This is a genomic window from Vibrio sp. WZ-1 (assembly GCF_052037695.1).
GTDB lineage: Bacteria > Pseudomonadota > Gammaproteobacteria > Enterobacterales > Vibrionaceae > Vibrio.
In genome coordinates, this window is the sequence record NZ_JBQEQR010000049.1 from 1 (window position 1) to 19,726 (window position 19,726).

General features: G+C 42.8%; 22 protein-coding genes. 15 read left to right on the top strand and 7 right to left on the bottom strand.

Features of this window, described 5'->3' with window-relative positions; all coding sequences use genetic code 11:
- Positions 1–208: 208 nt before the first annotated feature.
- From ACTS60_RS02890 to ACTS60_RS02900, 3 genes are all read right to left on the bottom strand, one after another.
- A complete protein-coding gene (locus tag ACTS60_RS02890) occupies positions 209–526 on the bottom strand; it encodes a hypothetical protein (protein ID WP_440887054.1) in 318 nt (105 codons plus the stop codon).
- Positions 527–618: 92 nt separating this feature from the next.
- On the bottom strand, positions 619–1,071 hold the full coding sequence (locus ACTS60_RS02895) for a hypothetical protein (protein WP_440887055.1): 453 nt from the start codon (positions 1,069–1,071) through the stop codon (positions 619–621).
- A gap of 152 nt (positions 1,072–1,223) precedes the next feature.
- Positions 1,224–1,865 carry a murein L,D-transpeptidase catalytic domain family protein gene (locus tag ACTS60_RS02900; protein ID WP_440887056.1) on the bottom strand — a complete coding sequence of 214 codons (642 nt, stop codon included), beginning with the start codon at positions 1,863–1,865 and terminating at the stop codon, positions 1,224–1,226.
- A 574-nt stretch (positions 1,866–2,439) separates the two neighbouring features.
- On the opposite strand from ACTS60_RS02900, the gene ACTS60_RS02905 reads away from it, so the two are divergent.
- From ACTS60_RS02905 to ACTS60_RS02920, 4 genes are all read left to right on the top strand, one after another.
- On the top strand, positions 2,440–2,850 hold the full coding sequence (locus ACTS60_RS02905) for an NUDIX hydrolase (RefSeq protein ID WP_010452399.1): 411 nt from the start codon (positions 2,440–2,442) through the stop codon (positions 2,848–2,850).
- 181 nt (positions 2,851–3,031) lie between these two features.
- The gene (locus tag ACTS60_RS02910; protein ID WP_440887057.1) at positions 3,032–3,649 is read left to right on the top strand and encodes an NUDIX hydrolase; all 618 of its coding nucleotides are present in this window, start codon (positions 3,032–3,034) and stop codon (positions 3,647–3,649) included.
- A 9-nt stretch (positions 3,650–3,658) separates the two neighbouring features.
- Positions 3,659–3,832 carry a hypothetical protein gene (locus tag ACTS60_RS02915; RefSeq protein WP_170001043.1) on the top strand — a complete coding sequence of 58 codons (174 nt, stop codon included), beginning with the start codon at positions 3,659–3,661 and terminating at the stop codon, positions 3,830–3,832.
- Positions 3,833–3,968: 136 nt separating this feature from the next.
- Positions 3,969–4,724, top strand: a complete 756-nt coding sequence (locus ACTS60_RS02920) for a 5'-methylthioadenosine/adenosylhomocysteine nucleosidase (RefSeq protein WP_440887058.1) — start codon at positions 3,969–3,971, stop codon at positions 4,722–4,724.
- Between the two features lie 51 nt (positions 4,725–4,775).
- On the opposite strand, the gene ACTS60_RS02925 is transcribed toward ACTS60_RS02920, so the two are convergent.
- Complete coding sequence (locus ACTS60_RS02925; protein ID WP_440887059.1) at positions 4,776–7,109, bottom strand: EAL domain-containing protein; 2,334 nt, start codon at positions 7,107–7,109, stop codon at positions 4,776–4,778.
- Between the two features lie 453 nt (positions 7,110–7,562).
- Between ACTS60_RS02925 and rbsD the strand changes: the two genes are divergently transcribed.
- The 10 genes from rbsD to ACTS60_RS02975 all read left to right on the top strand — a co-directional run bounded on the left by rbsD (position 7,563) and on the right by ACTS60_RS02975 (position 16,482).
- On the top strand, positions 7,563–7,982 hold the full coding sequence (rbsD, locus tag ACTS60_RS02930; RefSeq protein ID WP_440887060.1) for a D-ribose pyranase: 420 nt from the start codon (positions 7,563–7,565) through the stop codon (positions 7,980–7,982).
- Between the two features lie 24 nt (positions 7,983–8,006).
- On the top strand, positions 8,007–9,512 hold the full coding sequence (gene rbsA / locus ACTS60_RS02935) for a ribose ABC transporter ATP-binding protein RbsA (protein WP_440887061.1): 1,506 nt from the start codon (positions 8,007–8,009) through the stop codon (positions 9,510–9,512).
- Positions 9,509–10,492 (top strand): ribose ABC transporter permease, encoded by a 984-nt coding sequence (gene rbsC, locus ACTS60_RS02940; RefSeq protein WP_005452248.1) that lies wholly within the window; start codon positions 9,509–9,511, stop codon positions 10,490–10,492. The genes rbsA and rbsC overlap by 4 nt, the downstream gene beginning before the upstream one ends.
- A gap of 91 nt (positions 10,493–10,583) precedes the next feature.
- Positions 10,584–11,462: a ribose ABC transporter substrate-binding protein RbsB gene (gene rbsB / locus ACTS60_RS02945; protein ID WP_440887062.1), complete on the top strand. Its 879-nt coding sequence runs from the start codon at positions 10,584–10,586 to the stop codon at positions 11,460–11,462.
- A gap of 199 nt (positions 11,463–11,661) precedes the next feature.
- Positions 11,662–12,579 (top strand): ribokinase, encoded by a 918-nt coding sequence (gene rbsK, locus ACTS60_RS02950; protein WP_440887063.1) that lies wholly within the window; start codon positions 11,662–11,664, stop codon positions 12,577–12,579.
- Positions 12,580–12,594: 15 nt separating this feature from the next.
- Entirely contained in the window at positions 12,595–13,602 is a 1,008-nt protein-coding gene (locus tag ACTS60_RS02955; RefSeq protein ID WP_440887064.1) for a substrate-binding domain-containing protein, read from the top strand.
- Positions 13,603–13,828: 226 nt separating this feature from the next.
- Entirely contained in the window at positions 13,829–14,047 is a 219-nt protein-coding gene (locus ACTS60_RS02960; RefSeq protein WP_440887065.1) for a hypothetical protein, read from the top strand.
- A gap of 158 nt (positions 14,048–14,205) precedes the next feature.
- Positions 14,206–14,943 carry a nicotinamide riboside transporter PnuC gene (pnuC, locus tag ACTS60_RS02965; protein ID WP_440887066.1) on the top strand — a complete coding sequence of 246 codons (738 nt, stop codon included), beginning with the start codon at positions 14,206–14,208 and terminating at the stop codon, positions 14,941–14,943.
- A 4-nt stretch (positions 14,944–14,947) separates the two neighbouring features.
- Positions 14,948–15,679: a nucleoside phosphorylase gene (locus ACTS60_RS02970; RefSeq protein WP_440887067.1), complete on the top strand. Its 732-nt coding sequence runs from the start codon at positions 14,948–14,950 to the stop codon at positions 15,677–15,679.
- 122 nt (positions 15,680–15,801) lie between these two features.
- Entirely contained in the window at positions 15,802–16,482 is a 681-nt protein-coding gene (locus ACTS60_RS02975; protein WP_440887068.1) for a Crp/Fnr family transcriptional regulator, read from the top strand.
- A gap of 54 nt (positions 16,483–16,536) precedes the next feature.
- Here ACTS60_RS02975 and ACTS60_RS02980 read toward each other — a convergent pair whose 3' ends face one another.
- The 3 genes from ACTS60_RS02980 to ACTS60_RS02990 form a co-directional block, all read right to left on the bottom strand.
- On the bottom strand, positions 16,537–16,692 hold the full coding sequence (locus tag ACTS60_RS02980) for a DUF3012 domain-containing protein (RefSeq protein WP_440887069.1): 156 nt from the start codon (positions 16,690–16,692) through the stop codon (positions 16,537–16,539).
- A 313-nt stretch (positions 16,693–17,005) separates the two neighbouring features.
- Positions 17,006–17,392 carry a Cu(I)-responsive transcriptional regulator gene (gene cueR, locus ACTS60_RS02985; RefSeq protein WP_440887070.1) on the bottom strand — a complete coding sequence of 129 codons (387 nt, stop codon included), beginning with the start codon at positions 17,390–17,392 and terminating at the stop codon, positions 17,006–17,008.
- Positions 17,393–17,643: 251 nt separating this feature from the next.
- Entirely contained in the window at positions 17,644–17,892 is a 249-nt protein-coding gene (locus ACTS60_RS02990; RefSeq protein ID WP_010452360.1) for a YgjV family protein, read from the bottom strand.
- A 1,029-nt stretch (positions 17,893–18,921) separates the two neighbouring features.
- Between ACTS60_RS02990 and ACTS60_RS02995 the strand changes: the two genes are divergently transcribed.
- Positions 18,922–19,644: a sulfite exporter TauE/SafE family protein gene (locus tag ACTS60_RS02995; RefSeq protein ID WP_440887071.1), complete on the top strand. Its 723-nt coding sequence runs from the start codon at positions 18,922–18,924 to the stop codon at positions 19,642–19,644.
- Positions 19,645–19,726 lie beyond the last annotated feature (82 nt).

Here is a 19,726-nt window from a genome sequence, read left to right on the forward strand (position 1 = left end):
CATTTCACCTTTTTCTACTTGGTCAACGACCGTCAATTTAAAAGCAAGAGAATAATCTCGTTGGGTTCGTTTACTTGTTGATTTCATGACACTCTCCAATTTCATGTCGGAAATGTGTCAACCTTATTTAGGACGGTACAGTGTTTAAATGTGCTTCAGAAATTAAAAAGGCGCTGTGGTAGCGCCTTTTTAATTCAAGTCAGTTTAATTAGTAACCGGCATTGTAGAGCAGTTCACCAGCTTCTTTACATTCACTCTGGTAAAACTGTGTGAGTTCTCCTTCATCGATACCTTTTGCTTTGAACTCGCTCTCAGCAGAGGACAATTGGCTAAAGGTATAGCCGCGTTTGGTCATTAAGTAATGGCGGAACATAGCACGATGTTCAGGTACCGCAGTTCTAATATTGGAGGCATTCGCGCATTCTAGCAGTGTCATATCACTCATATTTTCAGTTTTAGCCGCCATAGCCGAAGTAGTGAATAAAGAAATAAAAGCCAGAGTTGCAACAGTCGCGATTTTTTTCATAATCAGGATCTCGAGTTAATTCAATGTTTAGAGATCATCCATGGCTAATACTGACGGTTTCCGTTTTGATGTCAGTACAGTCGATGCGCGAGCTATAAATCGCGACTGTGTTTGAATACGTAAAGTAAGTTAGCTTGCTTCCAGCCTGGTAGGTGGTGACCGCTATTACTGGCGAACAAGTTTGGATTATTAGGCAAAGGTACAGCTTTAAGCGCCATTTCCAAAAGGGCTGGGGGAGAGAAGGCAACAAGTAAATGGTAATTCGGAGAAATACTCGATACGGGGTCACCATCGTTGTTAGATGAACGCCTGTATGGCAGTAGGCCAAGCAGTTCACGCTTTAAATGGCGGAAGTAACCTTCATGGATCCAAGAGTCATGAGCCTTCCACGCACAACAGGGCGTTTTTATTACGTGAGATAGCTTAAAGAGCTTCTGTGAATATGTGTGTTGGGCTTCTGAGGTTTGGTAGTTTTGCGCTGCAAGGATTTGCCCTGTGAACAGGGAGAGTGACAACAAAAGCAAAAGGCGAAATACGTGAACCAAAACTAACCCTAAAACACTATGGAATCGATATTCGTTTGCTACCTGAAGGTGGCGCTTGCGTATACTAACGACTTGCTGAAAGGATGAACAGTTTTTTGTGACATTAAAAAGGGAGCTTATTTGCTCCCTTTTCAAAATTAGGTCAAGAAACCTTATGCGCTGGCGTAGATAACACTGCCACCTTTAATTGTATCGATGATTTTACGTGAAAGGTTTTGTGGTAAAGCTGGGCAGCCCCAACTGCGACCAAGATAGCCATTTTTTTGTATAAATGAAGGGTTAGCGTAGTCGGCACCATGAACCACAATGTATCGCTCACGTGCTTTGTCGTTAACACCAGACGTCAGGCCATCCAAGCGAAGCGAATAACCATTAGAGCCATAGTAAGTGGTGTCGGTTAAGAATGTCCCTAAAGAGGTCTTACGAGAGTTCACTACATTAGAGAATTTCGTCGCGGTCTTCTTACCGCTGTTTACCCCGTGAGCGACATAGGTGTTGAAAATAAGCTTCTTCTTGTCTAAATCGACCACGTAAAATCGTTTTTCAGTAGATGGTTTACTGTAATCGATGATAGTTAAAAGAGGCTTTTTACGGTCTGAGGTCTTCTTGTAAGCTAAAAACGCATCATTGAATAAATGAAAATCAATGACACCTCCCAACTTGGCTTCTTTATATGTCTTTTCAACAAGTTGCTTTGTAGCTTTTGTTTCTGTCGTTTTTTCTGATTGGTGAGCAAAGGCAAACGGTGAGACTGCCAGTGATGTCCATATCAATAATAAAAATAGCTTTTTCATTTGTACTAAATAAAACTCTTGGTGTAGCAAATTTAGCGAACGCTTCTTGCAGTCGTTAATACAGCATGTACATCAATTTAATTCTATTCTCAATGTTGCCTATTATGCGTAGTGACACCTATTACTCAAATATGATTAGTATTTGGTAAGGATTATCCAACTAACTGACTGAAATTATTCAACATTAAGAGGTTAATCGATGACTTTAAAAATCTTCAGAACAAATACTATCCGATTTGAGTAATTAATAAAACTGTGTTTACTGAGATTTACCAAGAAGGATATTAAATAAAACAACGTTTAATTATCGTTTTAATAAAAATCTCTTTTTAATTCAATTAGATTATTTCAGCGACAGCATTACGTAAAAAATTATTAGACTGTGATCCTAGTCGTAACAAACCATTACTTGCAAAATCTTAATGTAATGGTTGCCACTATGGATTATTAAGCATATTCAACCAAGTGTTCAGCTAGGCTGTTGTATATTGTCAACTTATTCACTTACGTTGCTCACATCATTTGCCTGTTTTGTGTTAGCTTGCTAGAAAACTGTTACCAATAGGCGAAGAAGATGGAAGTTCATGAGTGTGTCTCGTTTATCCTAGTCAAGGATGATCAAGTATTGTTGGAAACCAGAGCAAAGGATAAAGACTCAGATCCAGGTGCAATTGCAATACCTGGTGGCCACATGGAGCAGGGGGAATGTCAGCAAACAACCTTATTCAGGGAGATGGAGGAAGAGCTGAAAATCAATCCCTCTCAGTTTGGTTACTTGTGCTCTTTATATCACCCAACGATCGAGCTGCAGTTAATTCACTATTATGTCGTTACAAGCTGGCAAGGTGATATTCAGAGTCTAGAAGCGGAATCGGTTGATTGGTATTCGATAATAAAAGCGCCAGTTTCAACAAAAGTCGACAGCATAGCATTAAGTGAATATCAGCGACTAAAAGTGTCGTTGAAGCCTGTGTTTAATACGTAGAGTTCGAACAAATAACAAATGTAGTGTGGGCGATAGTTTTTATAAGTTGGACCCACTCTAAAATATATTGAAATGTCCTTCTTTTAAATAGCGATACCTCGCGAAAACTTGATCAAAAATAAACTTCACTTTCAGTCAGTTATGCTATTTTTTGAAAAGGAAAGCGAATAAAGGGAAGTGTATGTCGAAATGGTTAGATTGGGCAAAGCAACTTCAAGCAATTGCTCAAGCGGGGGAGGCGTATAGTAAAGACGTCTTTGATTTGGAACGGTTTAAAATGGTCGAGTCCATTGCATATCAAATGTTTGCTGACATCAGCCAAAAACCAGTGGCTGATATTCAAAACTTGTTTATTGATGAAAAAGGTTACCCGACACCGAAAGTCGATCTTCGAGCTGGCGTTATTAAAGATGGCAAGATTTTACTGGTGAGAGAACGTGAAGATGGTGGTTGGACATTGCCTGGCGGTTGGGCTGACGTTTGTGAAACACCAAGTGATGGAGTAATTCGAGAAGTATTAGAAGAATCTGGCTTAGTTGTTGCAAATCCAAAGTTGATCGCTATACGTGATAGGGCAATTCACGATTATCAACCACCTTATCCGTTCCATATCTACAAAATGTTTTTTTTATGTGAGTATGTTTCTGGTGAGCCAAAAGAAAACATAGAGGTCTCCGAGATAGAGTTTTTTGACCAGCACAAGATCCCTCAGCTATCACAAAGCCGAACGCTACCGAGAGATATTGAAGTGGTGTTCGATGCTTTTTACAGTGAAGATTTTCAAGTGCATGTGGATTGAGGAGAGATTATGAGTCAACGATGTGGGCAGTGCAGGCAGTTTACTCGCCAAAAAGGTAGCGTTGATCTTTGTGATGCTTGGGGTCAGCCGACTAATGCAAAAAGAAACGCTTGTGAGTACTTTATGCCGACAATTCGAGCAAAAGACCGAGTGATTAGCCCGCGAAATGCCAACATGCCCTAAAGAATTATCATTAGTTGGGAATTGTTTAAACAATCAGTATTAACAAGTCACTGCAAACGATTACTTATCGGGTGAACTACTGTATAATATGCGTTGTGTCACAGTTTGGTGGCGCGTGGTACATTTCAGGATCCCCATGTTGAAGAAATCTCTTGTGTTTATGCTGGTCGCATACTCACTCCCTTCTGTTGCGAGTTCAACAATTGGCATTGTTGGTGCAATGGACGTTGAAGTAGAAGCGCTTTTACCGAAAATCCAAAATCAGCAAGTAAAGAAGATTGGTAGTCACCATTTTTACATTGGTGAATTAGAAGGTAAAACGGTTGTCGTGACTAAATCGGGCGTAGGTAAAGTGAATGCCGCAATGACAACCACACTCCTGATTCAATCTTTCGGTGTTGACCAACTTATTTTTACTGGCATTGCTGGTGCTAGTGATCCTAAGCTGGACCCACTCGATGTGGTGGTCTCAACCCGGTTGGTTCAGCATGATGTTGATCTAACAGCATTTAATATGCCAAGAGGACTGCTTCCTGACTATCAAGAACGCTACTTCTACGCAGACAAAACTCTTCAAAAGTATGCGTTTGATGCCGCGGTTGAAACCTTAGGCAAAGAGAGCGTTTATCGTGGCATTATTGCATCTGGTGACCAGTTTATTGCAAGCAAAGTGAAAGTGACGGGCATCTATCAAGAATACAATGCGATGGCAGTGGAGATGGAAGGGGCTGCTCTTGGTCAAGTTGCCGAAGCGTTTAAAGTGCCGTATGTGGTGATTAGAACAATTTCGGACAAAGCGGACGGTTCTGCGGATGTCGTTTATTCAGATTTAAAAAAGGCAACAGCAGATAACTCCGCCAATATTACGCTAAATATGCTTAAGCAGATGTAATTGTCTTAAAAAAGCAGCGATAAAACGCTGCTTTTTTGTGCCTAAGTCACCCTATGCACTGACTGGCTCTTCAAATCGAACATCGTTTGCTGAGCGCCACCAATGATCCAGTTGCTCTCTATTCATCGGTTTGCCGAACAAGTAACCTTGCATGAAGTCACAGCGGTAAGCAGAAAGCCATTCATGCATTACGTTGTGTTCAATGCCTTCAGCTGTCACTGTTTTGTTTTGTGCATGGCAAAGCTCGATGATTGGCTTAATAACATGTTCATTATCGGTATGCATTAAGGTCAGCAGAAACTCTCGGTCGAACTTGATCTTTTGAACGGGGTATTGAACCAGTTGGGTCAATGATGTGTAACCAGAACCAAAGTCATCGATCGCCAATCGATAACCAAGTCTAGATAGTTCGTCGAGTAACACTGTTCCTTGCTGATCACTCGCGAACGTTTCCGTTATCTCAAGCTCAATGCACTGTGGAGGTACTGAATTGGCCTGGGCATGCTTGTGTATGTATTCTGCCATCGACAGCGAGTTGAGTTCAGCTGAGGAGAGGTTGATGGATAAAGTAATATCTTTGCTGAAAATCTCTTTTAGATGGTGGTATTCCAGCATTGCATTGGAGAAGACCCAACGATCTATCTTGTTAAACTGACCGCTTTGTTCTGCAATTGGAATAAACTCGGCGGGTGCCACCACTCCAAGGTTGGGTGAATTCCAGCGTAGCAATACCTCAAGGCCTTCAATCTCGTTTGCTTTGTTATTCATGTACGGCTGAAATACTAAGTGGAACTCTTTTTCTATATCTTCTTTTCGTAGTTCGCGCTCGATATCACCTTTTCTCTGGGCGGCTTCATCCATTTCAATGGAATAGTAAGAGGCTTGGTTTTTACCAGCACGCTTTGCCTGATACATCGCGGCATCAGCACAAGATAAGAGCTTCTCAATATCTTGTCCGTCTTGAGGAAATCCTGCGATACCGACACTTGCCGTCACAGGTAACCCGCCAAAATGGTGATGATTACAATTCTTAATCGGTTCAAGGAGTGCATTGGTCAGTTCATCTGGTAGAGAAGAGGATTGGTGCTTACTGCTTAAAAGAATGGCAAACTCATCTCCTGACAGACGAGCACCAAAACAGGCACTATCGTGTTTGTGTGCGAATAAAGCGCATACTCTTTGAATATGTCCAGCAAAGGCTTTCAGCAGTTTATCGCCCCATTCATGGCCATACTTGTCATTCACGAACTTGAAATTATCTAGATCGACATAAATAACCCATAGGCTGTCTGTGCAAGAGGCAAGCTCTCTACAGGCGAGGGTTTGAAAGCGAGAGCGGTTTGCGAGTTGTGTTAATTGGTCTGTTTCAGCAAGGCGCTTAGTTTGCTCATAACTTTTTCTTAGCTCTTGGTACATGTCAAAAAAGCGTTGCGACAAGCGCCCAATCTCATCATTGCTGTTGAGTTTTTCGATGTTATCTCTCGCATTGCTTTCAATGTCTGTTAACTGGTCATCAAGCGTGGCAATAGGCCGCATAACATAGAGATATAACGTGATAACAATCAAGGCGATGGTGATGAGACCAGCGACACCAAAAGAGAGGGCAAGTTCTAACCAAACCTTTTCGACTTTATTCCACATTAGATATTCTGCGGGCGAGAGAATGGCATAAAAACTGGGGAGCAGCTCTATCGTTTGCGCCAATGGTATATCGAGATAGATAGGTTTATCAGAAAAGGTGATGACGCTATGAGTATCGTATTCAATTTCGTGTTTTATATCATTAAATGACTCCAATGATACGGATGCCACAATGAATAGGTTAAAGGCTGGTTCAAATGTTGTCGCTACTTCACCGGTACGGCTATCAAGGACTTGATACTTTAATAAGATACTCTGACCGCTAGAATTGTAGATAAACCCGGTATGGCTAAAGGCCTGTTGGTTATTAAAGGTTTTCTTTACGTACGCTGAAATCTTGGGGTCTAGTATGCCAGAGGGCTGATAAGCACTTTCTTGGAAATACAATGCTTGGCTTTGGCCGTTAAGAATTGCCATGTTAGTGTCGCCGTTGTAGCCATGGCTTAACACTTCCACCGTTTCTGCTAACTGGCTTTCTAAACGAGTAGATTGTTCATTTGAGCCTTGGTTGGCTAAATAATCTAACACCGCATAACTTTTTGATAGGGTGTGTGCGTAGCTGTTAAGAAACACATTCGCTTGGCGAAGTTGACCTGCAAGCTGATCCATCTGAAGTTGGATATAGCTGTCTTCGCGTTTTATCAACGTGACTTTTTGAATGCTGTAGATGATATAGCTAGACACCAATGCACTGAGCAATATGACTGGCGTGACAAGCAAAATGATTCTATTGCTAAGTTTCATGTGGTGATAATTTTAGTTTTCCATTGCTTCTCTTCTAATAAGAAGCCACTTATTGCATAGATTGATTTTTCAACGAATTGTATGTTGTATATGAAACAAAGTCTTACAAATGTCGTAAATTTGTGAAGGAAAGGGTAATTTATAAACAGAGGGCTTTGTATTCTTGAATTTAAGACAAAAGTGGACTTGGAAATGATCGTTAACCTCAGTTTCGTGGTTAGTTATTCATCATCGAAACGTTTCGATGGCAAAGTGTGACCTCACTATCCTTTTCTTAATCAGTTAGTACTCAATTGCGGATCATTCTCACACCTTATCGATCTGTGACTGGTCAATTATTCCTGGCATTCTATTATTGCATCGAAACGTTTCGATGAGTGTTTTGTCAATATAGAAATTAATCCAAGTTAGACACTCACAGTTGTATGAACGTGTAACCGAAAGGTCGATGAGATGAAAAAAAGTACCCTAATTAACTCAGAAATTTCTTACTTGGTGGCGACGCTGGGTCATACCGACGAAATCACCATTTGTGACGCGGGCTTGCCAATCCCTGATCATGTTCAACGTATAGATTTAGCGTTGACTCATGGTATTCCTGGTTTCCTTGATACCGTTCGCGTGATTCTGTCTGAGTCTCAAATTGAAGGGGTCATCATTGCTGAAGAATTCGCAAAAGTTAGCCCTGTTCACCATGATGCATTGATCACTGAGCTAGCAAAAGAAAGCGAGCTAGCAGGTAAGCAAATCGCGGTTAACTATGTATCGCATGAAGATTTTAAAGCTCGCACAGAACAAAGCCGCGCTGTTGTTAGAACAGGCGAGTGCACACCATACGCGAACGTGATTTTCCAAGCCGGCGTGGTGTTTTAAGCCACAACTAATTGAGGATAAATTATGACTCAAGCCATTCTACAACTCAGCGACATCGAGAAAGCGTTCCCGGGCGTTAAGGCGTTGGATAAAGCCAGCCTTAATGTTTACCCAGGTCGCGTGATGGCGTTAATGGGCGAGAACGGGGCAGGTAAGTCGACCTTGATGAAAGTGCTTACGGGCATCTACCACATGGATGCGGGAAGCATTAAATATCAAGGTCAGCCAGCGGCGTTTAAAGGTCCGCGTGACTCTCAAGAAGCGGGCATCAGTATCATTCACCAAGAACTGAATCTGATCCCTGAGCTGACAATCGCTGAAAACATCTATTTAGGTCGTGAATTTACTGGCTCGATGGGTCGTATTCAGTGGGGCAAGATGTACGAAGAAGCAGACAAATTGCTTCAGCGCCTTAATGTAAAGCACTCTTCAAAAACATTGCTTGGTGATTTAAGTCTTGGTGAGCAGCAAATGGTGGAGATTGCCAAAGCGCTGTCTTTCGAATCTAAAGTCATCATCATGGATGAGCCAACCGATGCACTAACCGATAAAGAGACGGAATCACTGTTCAAAGTGATCAACGAGCTTCGCGACCAAGGTTGCGGCATCGTTTATATCTCACATCGCCTAAAAGAAATCTTTGAAATCTGTGATGACATTACCGTGCTACGTGATGGCAAGTTCATTGGCGAATGCCAAGTGAAAGATACCAACGAAGACGGACTTATCGAGATGATGGTTGGCCGTAAGTTGGAAGAGCAATACCCGCGTATCGATGTGAAGCACGGCGAAGTTTGTCTTGAAGTGATTGGCTTAACTGGTTCTGGTGTTCACGACATCAACTTCACCCTTCAACGCGGAGAGATTCTTGGTGTATCGGGTTTGATGGGTGCAGGTCGTACTGAACTAATGAAAGTGATTTACGGCGCACTACCAAGTGAGCGTGGTGTCATTAACTTAGATAACAAGACTATTAACCCAGTTAGCCCACAAGATGGTTTGGCAAACGGTATTGCTTACATCTCTGAAGACCGTAAAGGCGATGGCTTGGTGCTCGGGTTATCCGTGAAAGAGAACATGTCTCTGTGTGCGTTAGATAAGCTCACCAAAGATTTCCAAATCCAACACGGCGAAGAAGTTGTGGCGGTTGAAGACTTTATCAAACTGTTCAACATCAAAACGCCAACGCGTGACCAAATCATCGGCAACCTTTCCGGCGGTAACCAACAGAAAGTGGCGATCGCAAAAGGGTTGATGACCAAACCTAAAGTTCTGATTCTGGATGAGCCAACTCGCGGTGTCGACGTGGGTGCGAAGAAAGAAATCTATCAGCTAATCAACAAATTTAAAGCCGACGGCATGAGCATCATCTTGGTTTCATCTGAGATGCCAGAAGTGCTAGGCATGAGTGACCGCATCATGGTGATGCACGAAGGTCGAATTACAGGCGAATTTGATGCGAAAGACGCCGACCAAGAAACACTACTCGCTTGTGCCGTAGGCAAGAGAATGAATGAGGAAGCAGCATGAGTACTAATACCATGAGCAAACCAAACGAAACTGGCAGCAAGAAGCTGTTCACCAAAGAGTGGCTGATTGAACAAAAATCATTGATTGCACTGCTGTTTTTGATTGTTGTCGTGTCATTTTTAAATCCGAACTTTTTTACGGTAGACAACATTCTTAATATCTTGCGTCAAACCTCTGTTAACGCGATCATCGCGGTAGGTATGACGTTGGTTATCCTGACCGCAGGCATCGATTTGAGTGTAGGCTCTGTACTCGCGCTATGTGGTGCCTTCGCCGCGAGCATGATTGCACTAGAAGTACCTGTGCTTATCGCGGTTCCAACAGCATTGTTCGCTGGTGCAGCTCTGGGGGCGATCAGCGGTATCATTATTGCCAAAGGCAAGGTTCAAGCCTTTATCGCAACACTGGTTACCATGACGTTATTGCGCGGTGTAACCATGGTTTACACTGACGGTCGTCCTATCTCTACAGGCTTTACTGACACTGCTGATGCATTTGCATGGTTTGGTACAGGTTACGCACTTGGTATTCCAGTACCGGTTTGGTTGATGGTGATTGTCTTTGCTGCGGCATGGTACCTACTAAACCACACTCGCTTTGGTCGCTACGTGTACGCACTTGGTGGCAACGAATCAGCAACGCGCCTTTCTGGTATCAACGTTGACCGTGTAAAGATCGGTGTATACGCCATCTGCGGTATGTTGGCAGCGCTTGCGGGCATTATCGTGACGTCTCGTCTGTCTTCAGCACAGCCAACTGCGGGTATGGGCTACGAGCTAGACGCTATCGCAGCGGTTGTTCTTGGCGGTACTAGCTTGATGGGCGGTAAAGGTCGCATCATGGGTACTTTGATTGGTGCTCTAATTATCGGTTTCTTGAACAATGCGCTGAACCTACTCGATGTTTCTTCTTACTACCAAATGATTGCGAAAGCAGTGGTTATCTTGCTAGCAGTACTGGTAGACAACAAAAACAAGTAATTGATATTTAAATAAAGAGCTCCATTACATCCTGAATACAAACCGAGCCAGAGGACGTGTGCTGGCTCACCCTACACAAAGGACTAGAACGATGAAAAAACTCGCAACTCTTATCTCTGCTGCACTTCTTTCTTCAACTGTATCGGTAGCGGCGCACGCTCAAGATACAATGGCGATTGTAGTTTCTACACTGAATAACCCGTTCTTCGTAACGATGAAAGACGGTGCAGAAGCGAAAGCGAAAGAACTGGGATACGACTTGATTGTACTGGACTCGCAAAATGACCCGAGTAAAGAACTGTCAAACATCGAAGACCTAACGATTCGTGGCGTAAAAGCGATTCTGATTAACCCAACAGATTCAGACGCTGTGTCAAATGCGATTCGTATGGCGAACCGTTCTAAGATCCCTGTGTTGACACTAGATCGTGGTGCAAGCCGTGGTGACGTAGTGAGCCACATCGCATCTGACAACGTAGTTGGTGGCGAAATGGCTGGTCACTACATCATGGAAAAAGTGGGTGAGAAAGCGAAAGTCATCCAACTAGAAGGCATTGCTGGTACGTCTGCAGCGCGTGAGCGTGGTGAAGGTTTCATGACAGCAGTGAAGGGCAGCAACATGGAGCTACTAGCAAGCCAACCTGCTGATTTTGACCGCACTAAAGGCCTGAACGTAATGGAAAACTTGCTTGCAGCGAACCCAGATGTTCAAGCGGTATTTGCTCAGAACGATGAGATGGCATTGGGTGCACTTCGCGCAGTTCAAGCGTCTGGTAAAGATGTACTCATCGTTGGCTTCGACGGTACTGACGACGGCATTGCAGCAGTTAACCGTGGCAAGCTAGCAGCAACTATTGCACAGCAACCAGATCTAATTGGTGCGCTAGGTGTAGAAACTGCAGATAAAGTATTGAAAGGTGAGAAGGTTGAGGAGTACATTCCTGTTCCGCTAAAAGTGCTGACTAAGTAAGTTTTTCGCTAGGCTCAGGTATTACTCTTGAGGACTGTGGAATGACCCAATGAATGTGTTGGGTCATTCTAAACAACGAAAGCTGTAGGTTAGAAAATTAAATCTCGCTGAATCGTAATACGCTTACGTTTTTTCAAAGAGCGTAAACCTATTACTCCTGTTCAAACTAAAGGGTTCATTAAGAACCGAGGATAACCGTATGAATAAGTTAGTGGTGTTAGGTAGTGTAAACGCTGACCATGTTCTTCAAGTGCCTTCTTTCCCTCGCCCTGGCGAGACGCTACATGGTCGCAACTATCAAGTTATCCCAGGTGGCAAGGGTGCCAACCAAGCTGTTGCAGCAGCTCGATTAAACGCAGACATCGGTTTTATTGCGTGTGTGGGTGACGATTCGTTCGGCATCAACATTCGTGAGAACTTCAAAATGGATGGCATCGACATCACTGGTGTGAAGATGCAGCCTAATTGCCCAACTGGCATTGCCATGATTCAAGTAGCAGACAGCGGTGAGAACAGCATTTGTATCTCCGCAGAAGCGAACGCGAAGCTTACCGCAGAAGCGATTGAACCCGATTTGGATCGCATTCGTAAGGCAGAATACCTGTTGATGCAATTGGAAACGCCAATGTGTGGCATCGAGAAAGCAGCGCGAATCGCAAAAGGTGCCAAAACCAACGTGATTCTAAACCCAGCGCCAGCTCGCGAGTTGTCAGATGAATTACTGTCTTGCATCGATGTCATTACACCAAACGAAACAGAAGCTGAAGTACTGACAGGTGTGACCGTAACTGACGATGACAGTGCACAAGAGGCGGCGAACATTCTGCACTCAAAGGGCATCGACATCGTGATGATTACGCTTGGGGCAAAAGGTGTTTGGCTGAGTCAAAATGGCCGCGGTGAGCTCATTCCTGGCTTTCGCGTAGAGGCAACGGACACTACCGCCGCTGGGGATACGTTTAATGGGGCATTCGTCACTGGTTTATTGGAAGACTTACCTTTAGAATCAGCGATTAAGTTTGCCCACGCAGCAGCAGCGATCTCAGTAACTCGCTTTGGCGCGCAAACCTCCATTCCAACCCGCAAAGAGGTGGAGGAGTTTCTGGTTAATAACTAATTAAGGAGTAATAACATGGCAACGATGAAAGACATCGCAAAACTGGCAGGGGTTTCCACTTCAACTGTGAGCCATGTTATTAACAAAACTCGTTTTGTCAGCGAAGAGATCTCGGAACGAGTCAACAACGCTGCCCAAGAGCTTAATTACTACGCGCCTTCAGCTTTGGCGCGTAGCCTCAAAGTCAACCGCACCAAAACCATTGGCATGTTGGTGACTACCTCAACCAACCCATTCTTTGGCGAAGTAGTAAAAGGTGTTGAGCGTAGCTGTTACCAAAAAGGTTACAGCCTGATCTTGTGTAACACTGAGGGCGATAATGAACGCATGCGTGACTCCATCAATACATTGCTACAAAAGCGCGTTGATGGGCTTATTTTGATGTGTTCATCGTTAGAAGGGGAACGAATTGATGTATTCGAGCGTTACTCTGACATTCCGGTTGTAGTGATGGATTGGGGCCCAATGTTGTTCACGAGCGATAAGATTCAAGATAACTCTCTTCGTGGTGGTTATCTGGCTGCTAAATACCTTATCGACTGTGGTCACAAAGAGATTGGTTGTATCACGGGGCCATTAATTAAGCACCAAGCTCAAATGCGTTATGAAGGCTATAAGCGTGCAATGATTGAAGCTGCGCTTGATTTCAATGCCAACTGGATTGTGGAGTCGGATTTTGAGTGTGAAGGTGGTTATCAAGCCCTCAAGAAGATGGCTCAACGCGGTCCGCTTCCAAGCTCAATTTTTGTATCCAATGACATGATGGCGATGGGCGTAATTAACGCGGCAAATGAGATTGGAATCAAAATTCCTGATGATCTCTCGATTATCGGATATGATGACATTCACATCGCAAAATTTATGTCTCCATCACTCACTACTATTCACCAACCCAAGTATCGCTTGGGTCAAGCTGCTGTAGAGACATTGTTACGTAAATTGGATGATAAGTCTGATGAAGCTCAGGTTGTGCAATTAGAGCCGACATTGGTTGAACGTGAAAGTGTGAAGCGTCTCTCTTAGCTCAAAATTTGTTCATTCTCAATAAGTTATAGATCTATACTTTTATTGAAGGTGCTTTTTACAAGGATTTAAGAAGCATCCCCACGCCTTTTGAACAATAAGTCCAGCAAAATGTGATTTTTTGCCCGTAAAATAAAAGATTTCGTGTAGAAATATCCTAAAAAGCTTATTATTAAAAGGGTCTATAAATAGATTTATAAATTATTGTAGAAAATGGAAGAAATTTATGTTCGTTAAGAGATACGCTCTGCATTCAGTTAAGAGACCATGGTTTCACCGTATCAACCTTCTCTTAGTCTTATTAGTGTTTTCTGTGAGTGTTTATGAGTTGCTTGCCAATGAAGAATTCATCTACTTATTGGGTATCGTATTTACGTTCATGGCTACTGCTCTTTTCGCTGCTGCATCAACTTTCAAAAAACGTTATTTAGGGCACGAATCGTAAATTATTACGCTTCAATCAATATGCATCCGGCGCTTTAAAGCAAGTATTGATCTGATTTATGATCGGGTACATCGAAGGGAGGACAAATGTCCTCCTTTTTGTTTGCTGCGACACCATAAGATGAGCGTATCCCAAGCACAATAATAAAGGACATCTTCATGGACCTATTTGCCCTATTAGACATCAACAATACCCTTGTAAACATCCCTATTGGTGATGGTTATGCAATGAGCTGGATCGAAGCCTTTGGTACGGTTTTCGGTTTACTTTGTATTTGGTTTGCGAGCCAAGAAAAAACCATCAACTACTTGTTCGGTTTGCTGAACGTAACACTTTTCGCTGTTATCTTTTTCCAGATTCAGCTTTACGGATTGCTTCTGCTTCAGCTGTTCTTCTTTTGCGCCAACATTTATGGCTGGTATGCGTGGACCAGGCCAAATGCGCAAGGTGAAACTCTGGAAGTTCGTTGGTTAAGCAAACAGAAGTTGATAGCTACAGGTTCTGTGAGCATTGTTGCGATTGCGATGTTAACGATTTATATCGACCCATTCTTCTTTGCGTTAGCTAGCATTGCTGTTGATACATTGAATGTGTTCGGTGCTGGTTTGTCTGATCCAGTCTTAGAGCCAGATGCGTTTCCATTCTGGGATGCAACGATGACAGTGCTTTCTATCGTGGCGCAAATCTTGATGACACGTAAGTACGTTGAGAACTGGATTCTTTGGGTCGTAATCAACATCATCAGCGTTGGTATTTACGCGACACAAGGCGTATACGCAATGTCGGTTCAATACGCGATTCTAATGTTCATCGCAGCAAACGGCACAAGAGAATGGGCACGTAGTGCGAAACGCAATGGTGACAAGGCCCTAACTCAAGCGACAGCGCAAGGTTAAGCCAATGATGAAACAACCTCATATTGGCGTAGATAGCACCCAGATAGCACCGCGAGTGATCGTCTGCGGTGAGCCAGATAGAGCAAACCGTATTGCCGCGTTGTTTGATAACGCAGAATTAGTCTCTGAAAACCGTGAGTATCGAGTGTTTACGGGCACATACCAAGGTAAGCGCGTATCAGTGTGCAGTACTGGTATAGGCGCACCATCGATGATTATTGCGGTGGAAGAGCTAAAACAGTGTGGAGTGACAGACGTAATTCGAGTGGGTTCGGCTGGGGCGATGCAATCTGGCATTCAACTTGGTGAGTTGATTGTGGCTGAAGGTGCAGTAAGAGACGAAGGTGGCTCGAAAGCGTACGTTCGCTCTTCGTATCCGGCTTACGCAAGCTTTTCATTACTGAAAGCGTTGGACAGCTGTTTAGCCGAAAAAGTGGCGCGTTATCATTTAGGTGTGGTTCGCTCCCACGACAGCTTCTATACCGATGACGAAGAAGCGGTCTGCGAGTACTGGAACAAGAAGGGTATTCTCGGTGCGGATATGGAAACCTCGGCTCTGTTTACCGTAGGTCGGCTGCGTGGTCTAAACGTTGCCTCTATCTTGAACAATGTCGTCCTGTATCAACAAGATGTGAAGGAAGGTGTAGGGCAGTACGTAGACGAAGCGCAAGTAATGATGGAAGGAGAGCGTTTGGCATCTTATGCCGCTCTTGAAGCCTTGATTGCACAGAGTTAGTCAGATCACAGCTTAATTAATTTTTAAAGCGGCACCTTGGTGTCGCTTTTTTATTGGCTGTCATCAAACGATTCTAACGAGTACAATCCATTTGAGATAGTTATCATTAAAGAGAAACTCACATGAAAATAAGCCCTTACCCAACCGGACGTTTCAAAAGCTTTCTAGAACAGAAAAGTACCGAGTTTCGTGACTTAATCTATCAATGCCAAATCGGCAGCCGATACTTTGATTCTGGTGAAGAGATTCTTCGTCAAGGTGAGCAGCTCCAATATCTTTATGTGGTGGCGGTAGGTCGAGTCTCGATGAGTATCATTGCCGCCAACGGTCGTCGTTTCCAGCTGGGTGAAGCCAATTGTGACTATCACATCTATGGTGAAATGGAGTACTTCACGCAAACCCCGTGCCAATGGAACGTTGTCGCAGATGAGCACATGCAAGTGGATATTATCTGCATCCAAAAACTGACTGAGGCACTTCATCAGCAACCTGACATGATGTTCTTCTTTGCTTCTGCGTTGGCAGAGGATTATCAAGACTCAATGGGTATCTATACCAATCGCTTGTTACATCCAATCACCTACAACATTGCTTATGACTTGCTAGTACAAAAGCAGACCAATACGTTATTGGGTGGCTTTGACAAAGTAAACCAAGAAGCCGAAAGGTTTGGTACGTCAGGACGCGTTTATCGTCGAGCAGTAAAAGATTTAATGGATAAAGGTTTGATCAAAAAAGGTGAGCAGGGGCTTGAGATCGTTGATGAGTTAGCACTAAAAGCTTTTCTTGATGCTTACGAATAACCCGCGACAGGATCGCGGGTTATCTTGTTTATCTTTTTCGGTTAATACCGAGGCTTAGAAAACGCAGTGCTTAGCAAAATCAGAAGCTTCGTTCGCTGTCCATTCACCCTTCGGCTTTTCTTTCATGTCGTTACACCATGCTTCGCTGCCCACTTCAGTACATGCCATCAGTTGTGTTGCTACAAATAAAATTAATGCTAACTTCTTCATTCTCTAGTCCTTTTTAGTGAGTTATTTAAAAGTAGTATAAACATTCGTTAAGGTGATAAATAATAAAATTATAACTTTGAGCTTGCCGTCTCAATTTTAACGTGGTTACGCTGTAATTTGTTGATTTATTGTACCAATTCAGAAAAGAAATAAAGAACAAACTAGCCGCTAGAGCTCTTATATCGCTGCTAATAATCCCATCTTCTTTTGCTGCAAGCATCTAAATTTATCACCAAATAGTGATGACTACCTAGAGCAGTTAACAAAGCGTTTGTTTGTGGGTGGTGCTGGCCATGTAACGGTTATGACTGGTCTATTTGATTAGATCATTAATGATTGGGCAATGACTTTTTGCATCTCCTGGGCAAGAGGATACCCAACCTTCCAGTTGTTTTTTTATATCCAACAGGTGGGCGATTTTTTGCTCTACTTCTTGTAGTTTATCTATCGTACGTGCTTTTACTTCGCTACTTTTACGATTTGGATTATGAGCTAGTTGGACAAACTCTTTGCACTCTTGTAATGAAAAACCAGCGTTTTTTGCTCGGGAAACCAAGTTTAATTCTTGGATATGTTTGTCCGAATACTCTCGATAACCAGAGTCGCTTCGAGTTGGTGGTGAGATAATACCCTTATCTTCGTACATACGAATGGACTTAGATGATAGGCCCGTTAATTTGGCCACAGCACCAATATTCATGATGACCTCGGTATTTTAGATATCGTGTATCGTGATTATAACCCCAAGTGTGGGCTTACCCAAAGAGCTTTGCGAGAGCGTTCAATGCGTAGATGCGATTAACTACCTTTTGGAGAGAACCGTCGAGTACCGCCTTAAAAACGCTTGTGAAGTTTGATGGGTGGTGAGGATCGGAGAGCGGAACAGGCTATTGTAATAATGAAAAAAGCCCGCTGGTTATTCACCTAGCGGGCTTTTTTAAAACTACATTTTTACGCTTTTTCAGGCGTTAGGCTTTTTTTTTCCTGTTGCATTTTTGCAAGGAAGTACACGTTAACACACGCGATGAAGCCGTTAGTCAGTACTACAGGCCATGAATCAATCATTAGACCGTAAGCGGTGAACAGTGCACAGCCAACAAAGTTAAGAATACGAAGCTTAACGATGTCTTTCATTGTTAGTGAAATTGCAACCATGATTGAAGCTGCATAACCTAAAATTTCAACCATATTCATTTCCATTATTTGACCCTCTAAATCTGCCGAATTCTGTCGGTACCAATTCTTCTCATCTTGAGATTAGTGAGGAAGCTCCATGCCTCGAATGGTCTTGTTCGTTTTGATGGGTTAACTATAGCAATGGAAAAACCGTGATGAAAGCCTCAATTAGAGGTTAAGAGAAGGTTAGCGATTACGCAAACGTTTAAGAGAAAAATCATTGATAGTTTTACTTATTATGTTGATTGATAGTAAGAGGATATTTATCTACTTGATTGATTGAAACGCTTTGAGCATGAACCTTTGTTTAGGGCATCTAATTGAGGAGGGTATCGACCTAAGTTTCTATCCGTTAGGAATTGTAAATTAATTGTCCCATATGAGTTGAACTCGAGTGATTACCAATATTATAATGCAAGTGAGAATTATTATCATGTAGGTGTGGTATGCCGATTGTTATTAGTTTTATATTTACGCTTGCTTTAGTACTACGTACTAAACCCCACCATTGGTGTGTGCTCGCACATTTGTTTTCGCATGTAAGTATGCTGTTATTGATCCCTCAGGATTACGTTCTTCAGTATTTGATTGTTATGTTCTTCTCAGCACCAATATTGATTAGGTTATCGAAGAGAAGCGAGTATTTCGATGTGTTTTTCGCTTTTATGCCTTTGCTCGTAGGGAGCGGTGGGTTGGCGTTAGCCTAGTGGTGTTTCCTTTTCGTATTCACGAGTAGAATAATGCATTGAATTAAACTAGCTCGTGTATGTATTCATACCGCACAGCTCACCACATCATGGCCGCGCGACTTCATTACTCGCAAGGGAGGTAATCACTCTAATGTTAATGTCAATTATACTGCTGTAGTTAGCCTTCTGAATAGTGAAAGGCGGAAAGAAAATAAAAGAAGTGATTAAATGCTGCTCAGGAAATATTTTGATTGTTTTTTTAATAACTTTGATGAATTCTACGCACGGTAAGAGATGATTATTTATAAATAACATTTATTTTAATCTGGCTTTTAATTAATAAATTACATGTAAGATAACGTCGATGGATTTCGATTCTACAAATTTGCTTGCGATGGGGCTGATTTTTCTCGGCTCATACGTACAAACCGCTATCGGTTTCGGCTTGGCTATTGTGGCTGCGCCCTTACTTATTCTTTGGGCTCCAGAATATGTGCCTGCTCCAATTTGTCTTGTTGCGTTATTTATTTCTTTGATGAATGCGATGAAGCACCGTAGCAGCGTTGAAATTGGCGGTTTAAAGATGGCGCTGATTGGTCGAGTGCCTGGTTCGATTGCCGGGGGAGTACTATTGTACTTTGTTTCAACAGAAGCTCTCACGCTTTGGATTGGTTTTCTTGTACTTTTTGCCGTGGCAGTCAGTGTTCTTCCATTTCGCATAGAGCCGACTCCGGGTCGTATGACGTTTGCTGGTTTCTTCTCTGGCTTATTTGGTACAAGTTCTGCAATTGGTGGACCTCCAATGGCTTTGTTGCTGCAACATCAAGAAGCTAATCAGTTACGCGGTAACCTTTCTGCTTTCTTTGTTTTTAGCTCTATTATCTCGCTAGTGGTGCAAATTCCGGTTGGATTCTTCACACTTCATCATTTGGTGATCACTTTACCGCTTTTACCAGCGGGGGCTCTTGGTTACTGGTTAGCAATTAAAACAACGCAAACTCTACCAAAAGAAAAAATTCGCTTTGGCGCGCTGACACTCTGTTTTGTCAGCGGTATTACGGCAGTGATTCAAGGTCTAGCTTTGTAATAGCGGGTCTTCGTTCTCAAATTCACTTTACAAACTTACTTTGCTCTATAGAATCGCGTCACTTTTTATTTGTCGAGTTAGT

Excerpts from the sequence above, each read along its gene's own strand:
- ACTS60_RS02890 (WP_440887054.1), bottom strand. The coding sequence starts at position 526 with ATGAAAAAAATCGCGACTGTTGCAACTCTGGCTTTTATTTCTTTATTC.
- ACTS60_RS02900 (WP_440887056.1), bottom strand. The coding sequence starts at position 1,865 with ATGAAAAAGCTATTTTTATTATTGATATGGACATCACTGGCAGTCTCA.
- ACTS60_RS02905 (WP_010452399.1), top strand. The coding sequence starts at position 2,440 with ATGGAAGTTCATGAGTGTGTCTCGTTTATCCTAGTCAAGGATGATCAA.
- ACTS60_RS02910 (WP_440887057.1), top strand. The coding sequence starts at position 3,032 with ATGTCGAAATGGTTAGATTGGGCAAAGCAACTTCAAGCAATTGCTCAA.
- ACTS60_RS02915 (WP_170001043.1), top strand. The coding sequence starts at position 3,659 with ATGAGTCAACGATGTGGGCAGTGCAGGCAGTTTACTCGCCAAAAAGGT.
- ACTS60_RS02920 (WP_440887058.1), top strand. The coding sequence starts at position 3,969 with ATGTTGAAGAAATCTCTTGTGTTTATGCTGGTCGCATACTCACTCCCT.
- ACTS60_RS02925 (WP_440887059.1), bottom strand. The coding sequence starts at position 7,109 with ATGAAACTTAGCAATAGAATCATTTTGCTTGTCACGCCAGTCATATTG.
- rbsD (WP_440887060.1), top strand. The coding sequence starts at position 7,563 with ATGAAAAAAAGTACCCTAATTAACTCAGAAATTTCTTACTTGGTGGCG.
- rbsA (WP_440887061.1), top strand. The coding sequence starts at position 8,007 with ATGACTCAAGCCATTCTACAACTCAGCGACATCGAGAAAGCGTTCCCG.
- rbsC (WP_005452248.1), top strand. The coding sequence starts at position 9,509 with ATGAGTACTAATACCATGAGCAAACCAAACGAAACTGGCAGCAAGAAG.
- rbsB (WP_440887062.1), top strand. The coding sequence starts at position 10,584 with ATGAAAAAACTCGCAACTCTTATCTCTGCTGCACTTCTTTCTTCAACT.
- rbsK (WP_440887063.1), top strand. The coding sequence starts at position 11,662 with ATGAATAAGTTAGTGGTGTTAGGTAGTGTAAACGCTGACCATGTTCTT.
- ACTS60_RS02955 (WP_440887064.1), top strand. The coding sequence starts at position 12,595 with ATGGCAACGATGAAAGACATCGCAAAACTGGCAGGGGTTTCCACTTCA.
- ACTS60_RS02960 (WP_440887065.1), top strand. The coding sequence starts at position 13,829 with ATGTTCGTTAAGAGATACGCTCTGCATTCAGTTAAGAGACCATGGTTT.
- pnuC (WP_440887066.1), top strand. The coding sequence starts at position 14,206 with ATGGACCTATTTGCCCTATTAGACATCAACAATACCCTTGTAAACATC.
- ACTS60_RS02970 (WP_440887067.1), top strand. The coding sequence starts at position 14,948 with ATGATGAAACAACCTCATATTGGCGTAGATAGCACCCAGATAGCACCG.
- ACTS60_RS02975 (WP_440887068.1), top strand. The coding sequence starts at position 15,802 with ATGAAAATAAGCCCTTACCCAACCGGACGTTTCAAAAGCTTTCTAGAA.
- ACTS60_RS02980 (WP_440887069.1), bottom strand. The coding sequence starts at position 16,692 with ATGAAGAAGTTAGCATTAATTTTATTTGTAGCAACACAACTGATGGCA.
- cueR (WP_440887070.1), bottom strand. The coding sequence starts at position 17,392 with ATGAATATTGGTGCTGTGGCCAAATTAACGGGCCTATCATCTAAGTCC.
- ACTS60_RS02990 (WP_010452360.1), bottom strand. The coding sequence starts at position 17,892 with ATGGAAATGAATATGGTTGAAATTTTAGGTTATGCAGCTTCAATCATG.
- ACTS60_RS02995 (WP_440887071.1), top strand. The coding sequence starts at position 18,922 with ATGGATTTCGATTCTACAAATTTGCTTGCGATGGGGCTGATTTTTCTC.